This is a genomic window from Streptomyces sp. N35, assembly GCF_016464295.1.
GTDB lineage: Bacteria > Actinomycetota > Actinomycetes > Streptomycetales > Streptomycetaceae > Streptomyces.
Map to the genome: position 1 here is coordinate 11,022 of NZ_JAEIMH010000112.1, position 13,339 is coordinate 24,360.

14 protein-coding genes and 1 other RNA gene are annotated in these 13,339 nt (G+C 71.4%); 6 read left to right on the forward strand and 9 right to left on the reverse strand.

Annotated features, from left to right (window positions below; genetic code table 11):
- Positions 1–474, forward strand: a 474-nt coding sequence (locus JAO81_RS37575; RefSeq protein WP_199552490.1) for a histidine phosphatase family protein, incomplete at its 5' end; no start/stop codon positions are given.
- A 43-nt stretch (positions 475–517) separates the two neighbouring features.
- Here JAO81_RS37575 and eda read toward each other — a convergent pair.
- Positions 518–1,138: a bifunctional 4-hydroxy-2-oxoglutarate aldolase/2-dehydro-3-deoxy-phosphogluconate aldolase gene (gene eda / locus JAO81_RS37580; protein WP_199552491.1), complete on the reverse strand. Its 621-nt coding sequence runs from the start codon at positions 1,136–1,138 to the stop codon at positions 518–520.
- Positions 1,139–1,325: 187 nt separating this feature from the next.
- Entirely contained in the window at positions 1,326–2,126 is an 801-nt protein-coding gene (gene yaaA / locus JAO81_RS37585; RefSeq protein WP_199552492.1) for a peroxide stress protein YaaA, read from the reverse strand.
- A 122-nt stretch (positions 2,127–2,248) separates the two neighbouring features.
- On the opposite strand from yaaA, the gene JAO81_RS37590 reads away from it, so the two are divergent.
- The gene (locus JAO81_RS37590) at positions 2,249–3,691 is read left to right on the forward strand and encodes an RNB domain-containing ribonuclease (RefSeq protein ID WP_199552493.1); all 1,443 of its coding nucleotides are present in this window, start codon (positions 2,249–2,251) and stop codon (positions 3,689–3,691) included.
- On the opposite strand, the gene JAO81_RS37595 is transcribed toward JAO81_RS37590, so the two are convergent.
- Both JAO81_RS37595 and JAO81_RS37600 read right to left on the reverse strand, forming a co-directional pair.
- The gene (locus JAO81_RS37595; RefSeq protein WP_233416485.1) at positions 3,673–4,362 is read right to left on the reverse strand and encodes a hypothetical protein; all 690 of its coding nucleotides are present in this window, start codon (positions 4,360–4,362) and stop codon (positions 3,673–3,675) included. The genes JAO81_RS37590 and JAO81_RS37595 overlap by 19 nt on opposite strands.
- On the reverse strand, positions 4,359–5,135 hold the full coding sequence (locus JAO81_RS37600; protein WP_199552494.1) for a MerR family transcriptional regulator: 777 nt from the start codon (positions 5,133–5,135) through the stop codon (positions 4,359–4,361). The genes JAO81_RS37595 and JAO81_RS37600 overlap by 4 nt, the downstream gene beginning before the upstream one ends.
- 129 nt (positions 5,136–5,264) lie before the next feature.
- Here JAO81_RS37600 and JAO81_RS37605 point away from each other — a divergent pair, with 129 nt between their 5' ends.
- Complete coding sequence (locus JAO81_RS37605; protein ID WP_199552495.1) at positions 5,265–5,717, forward strand: DUF4260 family protein; 453 nt, start codon at positions 5,265–5,267, stop codon at positions 5,715–5,717.
- On the forward strand, positions 5,680–6,234 hold the full coding sequence (locus tag JAO81_RS37610) for a TetR/AcrR family transcriptional regulator (RefSeq protein ID WP_199552496.1): 555 nt from the start codon (positions 5,680–5,682) through the stop codon (positions 6,232–6,234). The genes JAO81_RS37605 and JAO81_RS37610 overlap by 38 nt, the downstream gene beginning before the upstream one ends.
- A 143-nt stretch (positions 6,235–6,377) precedes the next feature.
- On the opposite strand, the gene JAO81_RS37615 is transcribed toward JAO81_RS37610, so the two are convergent.
- The 3 genes from JAO81_RS37615 to rnpB all read right to left on the reverse strand — a co-directional run bounded on the left by JAO81_RS37615 (position 6,378) and on the right by rnpB (position 9,309).
- Positions 6,378–7,646: a sulfite oxidase gene (locus tag JAO81_RS37615; protein WP_199552497.1), complete on the reverse strand. Its 1,269-nt coding sequence runs from the start codon at positions 7,644–7,646 to the stop codon at positions 6,378–6,380.
- Between the two features lie 167 nt (positions 7,647–7,813).
- On the reverse strand, positions 7,814–8,689 hold the full coding sequence (locus JAO81_RS37620) for an immunity 49 family protein (protein WP_307814115.1): 876 nt from the start codon (positions 8,687–8,689) through the stop codon (positions 7,814–7,816).
- A gap of 218 nt (positions 8,690–8,907) precedes the next feature.
- Positions 8,908–9,309, reverse strand: an RNA gene (gene rnpB, locus JAO81_RS37625) — RNase P RNA component class A.
- Between the two features lie 151 nt (positions 9,310–9,460).
- Between rnpB and JAO81_RS37630 the strand changes: the two genes are divergently transcribed.
- Positions 9,461–10,072 carry a glyoxalase gene (locus JAO81_RS37630; RefSeq protein WP_199552498.1) on the forward strand — a complete coding sequence of 204 codons (612 nt, stop codon included), beginning with the start codon at positions 9,461–9,463 and terminating at the stop codon, positions 10,070–10,072.
- The gene (locus tag JAO81_RS37635) at positions 10,069–10,509 is read left to right on the forward strand and encodes a YdeI/OmpD-associated family protein (protein ID WP_233416486.1); all 441 of its coding nucleotides are present in this window, start codon (positions 10,069–10,071) and stop codon (positions 10,507–10,509) included. Before JAO81_RS37630 ends, JAO81_RS37635 begins: the two co-directional genes overlap by 4 nt.
- A 1,325-nt stretch (positions 10,510–11,834) precedes the next feature.
- On the opposite strand, the gene JAO81_RS37640 is transcribed toward JAO81_RS37635, so the two are convergent.
- Together JAO81_RS37640 and JAO81_RS37645 are read right to left on the reverse strand one after the other, a co-directional pair.
- On the reverse strand, positions 11,835–12,638 hold the full coding sequence (locus tag JAO81_RS37640) for a polysaccharide deacetylase family protein (protein WP_199552499.1): 804 nt from the start codon (positions 12,636–12,638) through the stop codon (positions 11,835–11,837).
- 122 nt (positions 12,639–12,760) lie between these two features.
- The gene (locus tag JAO81_RS37645) at positions 12,761–12,991 is read right to left on the reverse strand and encodes a DUF4287 domain-containing protein (protein WP_199552500.1); all 231 of its coding nucleotides are present in this window, start codon (positions 12,989–12,991) and stop codon (positions 12,761–12,763) included.
- Between the last annotated feature and the right edge of the window lie 348 nt (positions 12,992–13,339).

Consider the following 13,339-nt stretch of genomic DNA (forward strand, 5'->3'; position numbering starts at 1 on the left):
CGCGCGGGCGCCGCCCCCCCCCCCCCCCCCGCCCCCCCCCCCCGCGGCGCGCCCCCCCCCGTCGCCGTCCGTCTCGGCCTCGACGTGAGTGTCGAAGACGGCCTGCGGGAAACGGACTTCGGTGCCTTCGAGGGCCTGACCTTCGCAGAGGCCAAGGAGCGTTTCCCGGCCGAACTCGACGCCTGGCTCGCCTCGCCCGACGCCGCGCCCCCTGGCGGCGAGTCCTTCGCCGAGGTCGCCGTCCGCGTCGCCGAGGCCCGCGACCGGCTCGTCGAGCGCTACGCGGGCCGCACGGTCCTGCTCGTCACCCACGTGACCCCGGTGAAGACCCTCGTACGCCTCGCGCTCGGCGCTCCGCCCGAGTCCCTGTTCCGTATGGAGCTCTCCGCGGCCTCGCTCTCCGCGGTCGCCTACTACGCGGACGGCAACGCGAGCGTGCGCCTCTTCAACGACACCTCGCACCTGCGCCCTTAGGGCTCACGTACATCCAGCAGGGTCCAGCAGGGTCCAGCAGGACCTACCGCAGCGCGGCCGCCTCCCGCGCCAGCTCCTCCACCCGCGCCCAGTCCTTCGCCGCGACCGCGTCGGCCGGAAGCATCCAACTGCCGCCCACGCAGCCGACGTTCTTCAGGGCGAGGTAACTCGGCGCGGAGGCCGGGCCGATGCCGCCCGTCGGGCAGAAGCGGGCCTGGGGGAGCGGACCGCCGAGGGACTTGAGGTAGGCGGTGCCGCCCGCGGCCTCCGCCGGGAAGAACTTCATCTCCCGCACCCCGCGCTCGATCAGCGCCACGACCTCGGACGTGGTCGAGACGCCCGGCAGGAACGGCACCCCGGAACTCCTCATCGCGTCCAGGAGCGCGTCGGTCCAGCCGGGGCTGACCAGGAAGCGGGCCCCGGCGTCCACCGCGTCGCGCACGTTCGCGGCCGATATGACCGTCCCCGCTCCGACCACCGCGCCCGGCACCTCGGCCGCGATGGCGCGGATCGCGTCGAGCGCGGCCGGCGTCCGCAGCGTGACCTCGATCGCGGGCAGCCCGCCGGCCACGAGAGCCTGGGCGAGCGGCACGGCATCGGCGACCTCGTCGATCACGACAACGGGTACAACGGGCGCAAGATCAAGCACGGAAGCGGAAGTCATGCTCCCATCCTGCCGCCCCAGATGCGCTGTGCGCAAAGCCCGTTGCGCCCTCCGCAACGCCAAGCGGAAAGGGGGACCATTTGTTCGCCAGGGCGCCCGAGTTACCCCATATGCGCCCGACAAATGGTCCCCCATGCGCCGCCCGGTCCCCACATGCGCCCGACGAATGGTCACCGCCTCGTGATGCTCAGTGGATTTCCGTCACCACCACGTCCAGGGCCCAGGGGCGGCCGGGCCGCGTCGGCTGCTCCGCCTCCACCACGTATCCGAGATCGCGCAGGACGGTCACCAGCTCCGCCGGATCGGCCGGCTGCGCGCCCGCGAGCAGCAGATCCCGTACGAGCCGGCCCTTGGTCGCCTTGTTGAAGTGGCTGACCACCGAGCGCTTCTCGACCCCGTCGACCAGCTGCGCGTGCAGCACCCGTACCGTCGCCGTCCGCCCCGCGAGCTCGCCCTTCGGCTTCCAGGCGCTCGCATACGCCGAGGAGCGCAGGTCGAGGACCAGGCCCTCGCCCGCCGCCTCGGGCAGCGCCTCGGCCATCGGCCCGCGCCAGTACGCGCCCAGCGCGCCGAGCCCCGGCAGCTTCACGCCCATCGAGCAGCGGTAGGAGGGGATGCGGTCGTTGATCCGCACGGCGCCCCACAGGCCGGAGAAGACGAGCAGCGACTTCGTCGCGCGCCGCTTGGCCGCCGCGTCGAGGGTGCTCAGACCCAGGGCGTCGTACAGGACTCCCGTATAGATCTCGCCCGCGGGACGCGCACCGGCCACCTTCAGCTCGGCGTTCTTCGCGATCTCGCCGCGCAGCCCTTCGCTGAGGCCGAGCACCTCACGGGCCCGCTCCTCGTCCGTGAGGCACAGCTCGACCAGCTCGTCGAGCACGGCCGCGCGCGCTTCGGCGAGGCCCGGCAGGGACAGCGACTCCGGCTTCAGCGGAGCGCCACGGCCCGAGTCGGCCTTTCCCTCGGACGGCGGCAACAGCACGAGCACGATGCGGACTCCTTCAGTGGTACGAGGCGGGGGTGCGGCCCCGCTGCAGGGTACCCAGCGCGGGCCCGCACTTGTGCGCCGCAGACCGCGCGTCCGGGCCCCGCCCGCCCTAGGCTCGACTCATGCCTCGCCGCCCTATGCATGTGACCGGAGCAGCCGACGCCCCGCTGCGCGCCGCGTTGCGTGAGCTGCGTACGCGCCTCGAAGTGCCGGCGGACTTTCCCCCTGAGGTGCTCGCGGAGGCCGAGGCGGCGCTCGCGTCGCCCGATCTGCGCGGGCACCGGGACGCCACCGACATCCCCTTCTTCACGATCGACCCGCCCACGTCCAGAGATCTGGACCAGGCGATGTTCCTGGAGCGGAGCGGCAACGGCTTCCGGGTCAGCTATGCGATCGCGGACGTCGCCGCCTGGGTCGAGCCGGGCGGCGCCCTGGACCGTGCGGCGCACGCCCGTGTGACCACGCTGTACTTCCCCGACGAGAAGGTGCCCCTGCACCCGGCAACCCTGTCCGAAGGTGCCGCGAGCCTCCTGCCCGACCAGGACTGCCCGGCCCTCCTGTGGACCATCGACCTGGACGCCGAGGGCCGTTCCACGTCCACGCGTGTGGAGCGTGCGCTGGTCCGCAGCCGCGCCAAGCTCGACTACGACGGGGTGCAGAAGGCCATCGACGCCGGCACCGCCGAGGAGCCGCTCTCCCTGCTCAAGGACATCGGACTGCTGCGCGACCAGCAGGAGATCGCCCGCGGCGGCATCTCGCTCAACGTGCCCGAGCAGGAGATTGTCGAGCGCGCGGACGGCTACCACCTGGAGTACCGCGCCCCGCTCCCGGCCGACGGCTGGAACGCCCATATCTCCCTGCTCACCGGTGCCGCGGCCGCCGACCTGATGATCGAGTGCGGCACCGGCGTCCTGCGTACCCTGCCCGCCGCGCCCCAGGGCGCGGTCGGCCGCCTGCGCCGCGCCGCGGAAGCTCTCGGGATCGACTGGCCCCGCCATGTGCCGTACGCCGATGTCGTACGGGGACTCGATCCGCGCAACGGAAACCACGCGGCCTTCCTCCAGGAGTGCACCAGCCTGCTGAGGGGCGCCGGCTACACCGTCTTCACCGGCGGAGAGCTCCCCGAGTCCCGTATCCACGCGGCTGTGGCCGACGAGTACACGCACTGCACCGCGCCCCTGCGCCGCCTCGTCGACCGGTACGCGAGCGAGATCTGCGTCGCCGCGGTGGCCGGCCAGGAGCCCCCGGAATGGGTGCTCGCCGCGCTTGAGGCGCTGCCGCAGGAAATGGCCGACGGCACCCGGCGGGCCAACAGCATTGAGCGCGAGTGCGTGGACATCGTGGAGGCCGCACTGCTCAAGGACCGGGTCGGCGAGGTCTTCGACGCGTACGTCATCGATGTGAAGGACCGCCAACCGGCCGTCGGCACCGTGCACTTGGAGGACCCCGCCGTGGTCGCCCGGATCGAGGGCGGGGAGCGCGAGCTGCCGCTGGGGGAGCGGCTGCGGGTGCGGCTCACGCAGGCGGATCCGGGGAAGGCGAAGGTTCAGTTCGCGCCCGCGTGACCTTGCGCCTCCTCGCCGGCGCGCGGTGTCTCCTGGCCGGCGCCCGGTACCTCCTGGCCGGCGCGGGCCTGCTTGAGGGCGGCGACCAGCGCGGCCGGATCGTCCGCGTTGAAGCGGAACACCCGCGCCTGCCCCCGGGCGCCCAACGGCCGTACGAAGGTGACGGGTTCGGCGAGTTCGACGGTCACCGTCGTCTGCCCGCCCACCAGCACATCGAGGACCCCGTCCTCGCTCAGCTGGAAGTGCTTGCCCTGCGGATAGCGCCGGTCCACGCGTACGGAGAGCATGTCCTCGGCCCTGATCCGCAGGTCGAACAGGGCCCCGTAGCGCAGCCTCAACGAACCGTCCGCCTCGGCCACATGGGGCCGGGTCACACACGCCGCGTGCAGGCCGAGGATCTGTAGGACGCCGTACACGTCGATGAAAGTGACGATCGCGTGCACCGTCGGCCAGGGGATGAGGAACGCGAGCACCACGGTCTCGACCAGCGCGACGAACAGGAAGCCGAAGATCAGCGCGGTCTGCGCCTGTGTGTAGCCCGCGCCGTGCGCGCCGGGCCCGATCTGGTGCCGGCGGCGCGCGATCCAGAGCCCCAGGCTGTGGAAGGCCTTGAACTCATGCACCGTCAGGCGCTTCATGACCCGCCAGGCGGTCCTGCTCCTGGTCCTCATCGCGTCCCCCTCCGTTTCGGCGCGAGCGCCGCCATGAACTTCCGTACGACCGCGGCCTGGGCGGGCGCGAAATCGTCGAGCATCGCCTGACCGAACGGGTGCTCGCGGCTTGCCTCGTCCGCTTCGGCGAACAGGCCGGACAGTGACTCGGGCACCACCGCGACGAGCTCGTCGGCCAGCGGACCGATCCGGGGATCGTCCTCCTCGGCGTCCACGAGCGCGTCGAGCCGCACGTACAACGCGTGCACCCGCGCGGTCAGTTCGGGGTCCTCCGCGAACGGGCGCAGGGCGTCGAGCAGCCGGTCGCGGTCCTCGGCCGGGACCATGGAGTCGATCAGCGTCAGATGCTCACGGTCCTTGGCGGCGCTCGCCGAACCGCTCGGCGAGAACGCGCTCAGGAGCTCCGCCAGGCCGGGCGACAGGGGGCCTTCGGCGGGCAACGTCCCGGCCCGGGCCTGCTCCAGGAGCACCCGGAGCCGCGCCCGCCGCTCCTCGATCGCCGCCTCCTGCCGGGCCAGGTCCTGGTCCAACTCCTGGAGGACCTCGGCCAGTTCACGCCCTTCGTCGTCGGCGAGCACATCGCGCACCTCCGGAAGGCCGAGCCCCAGCTCGGTGAGCCGGCGGATGCGGGCGAGGGCCACGGCATGGCGGACGCCGTAGTCGCGGTAGCCGTTGGGCAGCCGGTCGGGTTCGGGCAGCAGCCCGAGGTGGTGGTAGTGCCGCACCGCGCGGGGGGTGACCCCGGCGAGCGCGGCGATCTCGCCGATACGCATGGCATCAGTAGAAACCCTGACGCTGCGGCAAGGTCAAGCCGGACACTTGACGGCTAACGTTGTTAGTCTTAGATTGTGGCTAACGCGGTTAGCCAACGCTGGCGGACCGCCCGACCGAAGGGACTCGCCATGGCCACCGTCATACCGGCCCCCGTCGCACACAGCCCGGCCCCCGCCACGCGCACCCCTCGGGCCCTGCCCTTGAGCGTGAAGCTCCGCCGGGCGGCGTGGCTCGCGGGCGCGCTCTTCTGGACGGCGTTCGCGATCCTCGAGGGCGTGAACCACGGCTGGCTCGCCGGCGCGGTGGCCTTCGCCTTCTTCCTCGCCCCGGACTTCGCGCTCTTCGTCGACGTCCGCGGCTCGGCCGGCCTCGCCCGCGGACAGCTCTCGCCCCGCGCGGTCCCGTACTACAACGTGGCCCACCGGGCGCTGATCCCCGTCGGTCTGATCGTCGCCTACACCTTCCTGCCGGTGTACGCGCCCGCCCTCTTCGCGGGCCTGTGCGGCTGGCTCGCGCATATCTCGTACGATCGCGCCTTCGGCTATGGCCTGCGGACGAAGGAAGGCTTCCAGCGTGCCTGAGCGCTCCATCACCGACCGGCTCACTCCCCGCAAGCGCGAGATCGTGACCGAGGCCCCCGCCCCGCTCGGAGAGCACGGCGCGGGCGCCCTCCCCCTGCGCGCCCTCGCCGCCCGCCTCGGCCTCAAGGCGCCCTCGCTCTACAAGCACTTCCCGGACAAGGCGGCGCTCGAGCTGGAGCTGGTGGTGCTCAGCCTCGAGGAGACGGCCGAGGCGCTCGAAGCGGCCGCGGACTCGCTTCCGTCCCTGATGAAGGCCTACCGCACCTACGCCTTGGCCCACCCCCACCTCTACCGGCTCAACACCGAACGCTCCCTGCCCCGCGAGGACCTCCCCGAAGGGCTCGAAGCGCGGGCGGCGGCGCCTTTGGTCCGGGTGTGCGGCGGGGACATGAACGCGGCGCGCGCGGCCTGGGCCTTCGCCCACGGGATGGTGATCCTCCAGCTCAATGGCCGGTTTCCGGACGATGCCGACCTGTCCGCAGCCTGGGAGACCGGAGCGGACGCCTTCGAAGGGTGAGGGCCCGCCGTCCGGTGAGCGGGAGGGACCGCGGTCCGGTCAGCGGTTGGGCCCGCGGTCCGGTCAGCGGTTGGGTCCGCCGTCCGGTCAGCCGGAGGGACCGCCGTCCGGTCAGCTGCTTCCGCCGGGGTTGCTCGCGGCTCTCAGCCGACCACGCGGACCGGATGCCGTACGACGGCGTTGAACAGATACCCCTGGGTGTTGTGGACGGTCCGGTCCGGCTGCGTGTTCCCGCGGGTGTCCGTCGCGCGGGCGAGCACCTGGGTGACCCCGGTGCTCTCCGGCCGCCAGCGCACGGACCAGCGCACCCAGTTGTCGCGCCGGGCCGGGTCCTGGATCCTGGCCCGCCGCCAGCTGCTGCCACCGTCCGTGCTCACCTCGACCGAGGCGATCCCGCCCGCTCCCGACCAGGAGCGGCCGGTCAGCGTATGGGTCCGTCCGACGGTGAACGCGGCGCCTTCGGCCAGCTCGAAGGCGCTCTTGACCGTCTGCCGTGACAGCGGCGCGCTGCCCTGGGGCGGATGGGCGGCACCGTAGAGCCGGTAGAAGTCCGTGTTCCAGGGCGAGTAGAGCGCAATGTCGGAGACCTCGATGTCACCGACCCACTTGACGGACGCGATGCCCACCCAGGACGGCACCAGGACCCGTACCGGATACCCGTGGTCGGGCGGCAGCGGCTCACCGTTCAGCTCGTACGCGAGCAGCACGTCGTGCAGCGCCTTGGCCACCGGCAGCGGCCGCCGCACCCGCCCCAGGTTCGCCCCGTCCGCCGTCAGGTACTCGGCGTCGAGCCCGCGCGGCTGCACATCGACCGCGTTCCGGGAGATCCCCGCCTTCCGCAGCACATCGGCGAGCCGCACCCCGCGCCAGCGCCCGCTGCCGATCGCGCCGAGTCCCCAGGCCGTGCCGCTGACGGCCTCGCCCTGCTGGGTGGTGAAGTGGCTGCGGCCGTTGCCCGCGCACTCGACGAGCGCCTCGGTGGTCACCGCGGGCAGCCGGCGCAGATCGTCGAGCCCGAACTCGCTCTCCCGGCCGTGCCGCAGACCGCTGCCCCACACCTTGAGGCGCCAACTGTCCGGGTCCAGTACGGGTGTCGAGGTGTGGTTGCGTACGAAGAACCGGTCCACGGGCGTATGGATACCGGTGCCCTGCCAGGAGGCGGCCTTGGACTCCGCATTGGTGCCGCGCACGGTGAACAGCTCGGGCGGCAACGCCTTCACGATGCCGGGCCCCGCCGCCGTCGCCGGCGCGGCCGCACCGGCCCCGGCGGCGGGCGCACCCCCCCCCCCCGCCAGCAGCCTGAGGAGGGGGCGCCCCTCGGCACCCTCCCCGCGCGCCTCACCCACGAGGTACTGGCGCAGCCGGCGGCGGTCATAAGCGAGTTCGTCAATCCGAGATCCGTGATCACGCATGCACTCATCGTGCCGCCCGGATACGGGCCAACTCCATGGCGGGAGCATGAAGTTCATGTGTCGCGGTGCGAAGGGGGATCGGGCAGAGGGGCGGCGCACCGCACGCGAAGCCCGTATGCCCGACGCTGCCGGAACCGGCGTATCGCCCGCCGGCCGGTGAAGTCACCTCAAGCGTCGACTTCGCCGGCCCACTTGAACTGGAGGAGCGCCGACGGAAGGTAATCGGATTCGACCGTGATGGGGAAATTGTTGTCGCGCGCCATGCAGGCAATGGCGAGCGGCGCCAGAGCGACCAGGCCATCGGCGTCTGAAGATCGGGCCTCGTCCGCGGACCAGTACTGCTTGTGCCAGTTCAGGAACTCCGCGAGTGAGGAATTGAACTGCTCTGTCTCGCCACGGTTGTAGAGCTGGAAGAGCTCCAGGGCCGGGTAGTGAATTTTGAGGAGCGACTCCTTATCCGGGTGGTGCGCGACATCCGGGCTCACACCCTTGATCGCTTCGGTCAGCGTCCGCCACATCTCGTCACCTTGCCTGTGCCAGTAATGCTGCAGCGCTTCAGCCCAGGCATAGGTGTACTCGTCGAACATTGCGCCTTCGCCGGATTCGCGAAGGAACGAGATCGGCACACTCATCAGACGGTCCAGACGGTCGTCCTCCCGGCAGATCGTCGCCAGATACACCGCCGTAAGCCAGTTGCCCACATGGGTGGAGGAAGTCGCACCAGTCGCAGGAAGTTCCGTGACCTTGCCGCCGATACCGATACGCACCAAGACAGTGGCATCTGAAGCGGTGGCGGCGTCGAAGAGCGCCGAACCGACCTGCATGGCAGTGATCCATGCTTCCCAGGTCTCAAGCTCTTCGGCCGGCGGGTCATAGGCGCAGCACGACATGGCCTCGTGCACGGTGACGCTGAGCGCACGCGACCGGGCCACGTCGGAACTCGCAAGCCGATCCAGCACCCGGCGGACGCTCGCCCTGAGCGATTCCATGTCCGCCCGGGTCGCATCGACTGGGAAGTCATGGCGGGGGATGCGCACGACCACTGGCTAGCTCCTCCAATAGAGGCCCGCCCGGCGACTCCTGATCACCCGTCGCGAACGACGAGTCCATCCCCGACTGGCCACCCAAAATCACCGAAAGAGACCCGTTCAACTCCGTGATCTCATTCAGATTCTCCGCCGGTCCGACCGGTCGGCGCCCTGCGCCCCGCGCATGAAAAATGGCCCTGCCCCGGGAAAACCCCAGGTCAGAGCCATAACGACGGACGAGTCGGCCTGTACGCCGGGTTCTGTCTCCCCAGGGTCTTGCGGCCCAGGGGGAGGCGGCCATCCATCTAGGGCCGGCATTGCTGCCGGCCTCGTGCGGTCTACCCGCGGACTCGGGCGAGCAGCCCTCGAACGTCCGCGCAGGAGCACCGGGGTGCTCCCTCTTGACCTTGCTCCGGGTGGGGTTTACCTAGCCGTCCGAGTCACCTCGGGCGCTGGTGGTCTCTTACACCACCGTTTCACCCTTACCGGGAACCGAAGCTCCCGGCGGTCTGTTTTCTGTGGCACTGTCCCGCGGGTCACCCCGGGTGGGCGTTACCCACCACCCTGCTCTGTGGAGCCCGGACGTTCCTCGCCGGGGATCCGAAGATCTCCGCCGCGGCCGCCCGGCCGGCTCGTCCGCCGTGCCGCCATCGTACCGGCCGGGGAGGGCCTGTGATCACGCGTGCGGTGCGATACGCAGGTTGCTGGAGGCAACCGTCGACCGCGCAGACCATCGGTCAGCTTTCGAGAAGCGCCCGGAGCCGTGCCCTGGCTAGCTTTGAGGACATGACGAACATCGAGCACCTCACCATCGAGGCCGCCGACGCCGCGGCCGCCCAGCGCTTCTACGCCGAGGCCTTCGGCCTGGACAAGCAGGTACGCGTACGGGCCTCCGAGGCCCCGACGAGCGGCTTCCGTGGATTCACCGTCTCGCTCGTGGCCGCCCAGCCCTCGATCGTGATCGGCCTGCAGAACTCCGCCATCGCCGCCGGTGCCAAGGAGCTGAAGCCCGCCAAGAAGTCCCTCTGGGGCTTCGGCGGGGTGGTCCAGGCCCCCGACGGTACGGTCTGGCAGCTCGTCAGCTCGTCGAAGAAGGACACCGGCCCCGACAGCCGGAAGATCGACGAGATCGTGCTGCTGCTCGGCGTCTCGGACATGGCCGCGAGCAAGAAGTTCTACGTCGAGCGCGGGCTCACGGTCGCCAAGAGCTTCGGCGGCAAGTACACCGAGTTCGACGGCACCGGGAGCCAGGTGAAGCTGTCGCTCTACCCGCGCAAGGGTCTCGGCAAGGTCGCCGGTGTCCCGACCGAGGGCAGCGGCTCGCACCGGCTCGCGATCGGCTCCGACCTCGGGGACTTCACCGACCCGGACGGCTACGGCTGGGAGAGTGCGGCATGAGGTTCCGCACGCTCGTCGAACCCCCGGAGCCGATGAACGGCCTCGAAGTGTCGGCCGAACTCGTCGAGCGGCTCGGCGGCGGCAAGCGCCCGCCGGTGACCATCACGATCAACGGGCACACCTGGCGCAGCCGCGTCGCGATCATGCGCGGCCGCTGCCTGCTGGGGCTCTCCAACGCCAACCGGGCCGCCGCGGGTGTCGAGATCGGCGAGGAGGTCGAGGTGGACCTGACGCTCGACACCGAGCCCCGCGTCATCACCGAGCCCGAAGACTTCGCCCGTGCCCTGGACGCGGACCCGGCCGCGCGCTCCGTGTACGACGCGCTGCCGCAGGGCCGCAAGCGGCAGCATGTCCTCGCGATCGACGGCGCCAAGAAGCCGGAGACGCGCCTGCGCCGGATCGAGAAAGCGCTGGGGGAACTGCGCGCCGGCATCTGAGGGAGGCGTCCGATGCGCGGATGCGTCCGATGTACGGACGCATCCGGACTTACGGGCAGGTGAATCGGGCCCGTACACCCCGCCGCGACCGGCACAAGTAGGGTGCGGAGCCGGACGACAGGGGAGGGCCGATGGACGCCAGCACGCGTGCGGGACTGATACTCGCGGCGGTCACCGCGCTGGTGACGCTGACGCTCGCTCTGCTGCACCGCTTCACCGACGCACCGTTGCGGCCGGGACGGCGGCCCGTCGGCGAACGACCCGCCGGTGAACGACCCGCCGGCGAACGCCCGTTCGTCGACTGGGAGTCGGCGCCCAACCTGCCCGAGTTCGGCTATGCCGCCCTGTACGCGCTGGCGGTACGGCGCCGGGACGCGCTGGCGCGGGCCGTACGGTGCGCCCGGGAGGCGGACCTGCCGGTGCCCGAGCCGCTCGGCCTCCTCCCGGAGACCCGCGGTCAGGCCGGTCCGCAGGAAGGCGCCTACGCGGTACTCGCCCTCGCGGCCGCCGACGAGTTCATCGAGGAGAGCCTTCCGCCCGACGCCGTGCCCACCGCCGAGCAGCTGGACGAGTTCGAGCGGCGCACCGGAGGGGCGTACGACCGCCGGCTCGAGGAAGGGATCGCGCTGACCGATGTGGTCGCGGCCCTGGAGGTCAGCCGGATCGGCATGCGGGCGCTGACCTGTCTGACCGAGGGCACCGCACTCACCCTCGACCGGCCCTGCTACTTCCATCCGCTGCACGAGCGCGGCACCGAGCGTGTGCCCCGGCCGCAGGACGCGTTCACGGCGGAGGATCCCGAGGACGCACGCGCGGACGAGGACGACGACATGGTCGCCGCCTGCCCGGCCTGCGCCGCCGGACCTCCCGCACCTCTGCTCGTACGGACGGAAGGGGGCGAAGTCCCCTACTACCGGACCGAGTTCGAGACCAAGGCCGTATTCCAGACGTCCGGCTACGGCGCGGCAGCCCTCTCATGGGACGCCGACGACCTGCTCCGCGCCTTCGTGGAATGGCACACCTTCGAGACGGACGACGACCAAGGCGGCACAGGCGGCACAGGCGGTACCGGCGGGGCAGGGCGGGCGGGCCGCGCAGGGGGCGGGCCGGGGGACACCGGCGGGCGGGCGGGGGGCACCGCAAGAGGACCGTCGACTGGTCCCGGGCCCTGGCAGGCCTCCCGCTCGGCCTGCTGCTCGTTCCGCTGCTTCTTCACCCCCTCGCACTCCTCACGGTGCGCCTCGTCCGCCGCCGCCCCCTGCCCCCGCCGCGCTCGCGCCGCCGAGCCCGCGCCGAACTGGACGCTCTGCTCGGCGAGTTCGCCGCTAGGGGCGGTACACCGTCCCGGGCTCAGGAACCGCCGGCGCCATGAGCTGCGGCACCGTGACGAACGTATAACCGTCCGCCTTCAGGGACTTGATGATCCCGGGCACGGCCGGGACCGTGCCGTCGTAGATGTCGTGGAGCAGGATGATGCCGTCGCGGTCCGCCTGGTCGATGACGCGCTTTCGGATGAGGGCCGAGTCCTTGGTCGAGTAGTCCTTGGCGGTGACGCTCCACAGGATCTGGGACAGACCCAGCTCCTTGCAGACCCGCGTGACCTCGTCGTTGGTGCGGCCCTGTGGCGGGCGCATCAGGGTCGGCTCCTTGCCGGTGATGTCCTTGATGGCCTGCTGCGTACGGTCGAGTTCGGCGCGGATTTCGTCCGTGGAGAGATCCGTGAGGATGCCGTGCGTCCAGGTGTGGTTGGCGACCTCGTGGCCCTCGTCCGCCAGGCGCTTGACCAGGTCCGGGTACTTCTTGACGTGGTTCTTGCCGAGCAGGAAGAAGGTCGCGGGGACCTTCTCGCGTTTGAGGGTGTCGAGGAGTTCGGGGGTGTCCTTGCCGGGCCCCGCGTCGAAGGTCAGCGCGATGCACTTGGCCTTGCGGCAGTCGACCGAGCCGAACTCCCCCTTGCCGTCGTCGCCCGCGTCCGCGCGCACGTCGCTCGGTGCGACGGGGTCGGTGCCCCAGGACGACAGGGCGGTGGTCGCCGCCACTGCCGCCAGCGTCAGGCCCGCGGCCAGGGCCACGTAGCGGCGACGGATGCGCCTGCGGATGCCGCCCCCGGATGTGCTGTTGTCTTGCATGGTTCTCCCCCATGGGCTTGCTCAGGTGCCATGGAGGAGGGGGAGGAGGGTGGCCGGGTTGCCTGGCCGAAGTAAGGGCGGGTAAATGTGGCTGGGATCACGCACCCCGCCGTTCTGCCTGCTCAGGCGGTACGTGACTCCTTGAGCGTGTGGGCGACCAGCGCGTTGGCGTGACCATGGCCCAGGCCGTGCTCCGTCTTCAGCCACGCCACCAGCTCCATGTGGCGCTCCAGAGGGGAGGAGCGGATCAGGTCGATCCACTCCTGGACCGGGCGGCCGTACTTCTTCTCGATCGACGGGAAGTAGGCCGCGGGGCCCTTGGCGGGGGAGGCGGGCTTCGAGTGGGCGGTCATGAGGACTCCTCGGCCGGGGGTGTGCTGGTGTCGTAGAGGAGACCCCGGCCGGGGACCGAACTCATCGCGCGGCGCGAGTGATCCGGATCACTCAGGGACCGCCAAGGAATCACTCCCGGATCCCGGCGGCCCGGACCCCGGATCCCTTGCGGCACAGCCCCCCGGCGGCCCGGACCCCGGATCCCTTGCGGCACAGCCCCCCGGCGGCCCGGACCCCGGATCCCTTGCGGCACAGCCCCCCGGCGGCCCGGACCCCGGATCCCTTGCGGCACAGCCCCCCGGCGGCCCGGACCCCGGATCCCTTGCGGCACAGCCCCCCGGCGGCCCGGACCCCGGATCCCTTGCGGC

Bases quoted from the DNA above. Each gene is read 5' to 3' on its own strand.
- eda (WP_199552491.1), bottom strand. From the start codon at position 1,138: ATGACTTCCGCTTCCGTGCTTGATCTTGCGCCCGTTGTACCCGTTGTC.
- JAO81_RS37590 (WP_199552493.1), top strand. From the start codon at position 2,249: ATGCCTCGCCGCCCTATGCATGTGACCGGAGCAGCCGACGCCCCGCTG.
- JAO81_RS37595 (WP_233416485.1), bottom strand. From the start codon at position 4,362: ATGAGGACCAGGAGCAGGACCGCCTGGCGGGTCATGAAGCGCCTGACG.
- JAO81_RS37600 (WP_199552494.1), bottom strand. From the start codon at position 5,135: ATGCGTATCGGCGAGATCGCCGCGCTCGCCGGGGTCACCCCCCGCGCG.
- JAO81_RS37605 (WP_199552495.1), top strand. From the start codon at position 5,265: ATGGCCACCGTCATACCGGCCCCCGTCGCACACAGCCCGGCCCCCGCC.
- JAO81_RS37610 (WP_199552496.1), top strand. From the start codon at position 5,680: ATGGCCTGCGGACGAAGGAAGGCTTCCAGCGTGCCTGAGCGCTCCATC.
- JAO81_RS37615 (WP_199552497.1), bottom strand. From the start codon at position 7,646: ATGCGTGATCACGGATCTCGGATTGACGAACTCGCTTATGACCGCCGC.
- JAO81_RS37630 (WP_199552498.1), top strand. From the start codon at position 9,461: ATGACGAACATCGAGCACCTCACCATCGAGGCCGCCGACGCCGCGGCC.
- JAO81_RS37635 (WP_233416486.1), top strand. From the start codon at position 10,069: ATGAGGTTCCGCACGCTCGTCGAACCCCCGGAGCCGATGAACGGCCTC.
- JAO81_RS37640 (WP_199552499.1), bottom strand. From the start codon at position 12,638: ATGCAAGACAACAGCACATCCGGGGGCGGCATCCGCAGGCGCATCCGT.
- JAO81_RS37645 (WP_199552500.1), bottom strand. From the start codon at position 12,991: ATGACCGCCCACTCGAAGCCCGCCTCCCCCGCCAAGGGCCCCGCGGCC.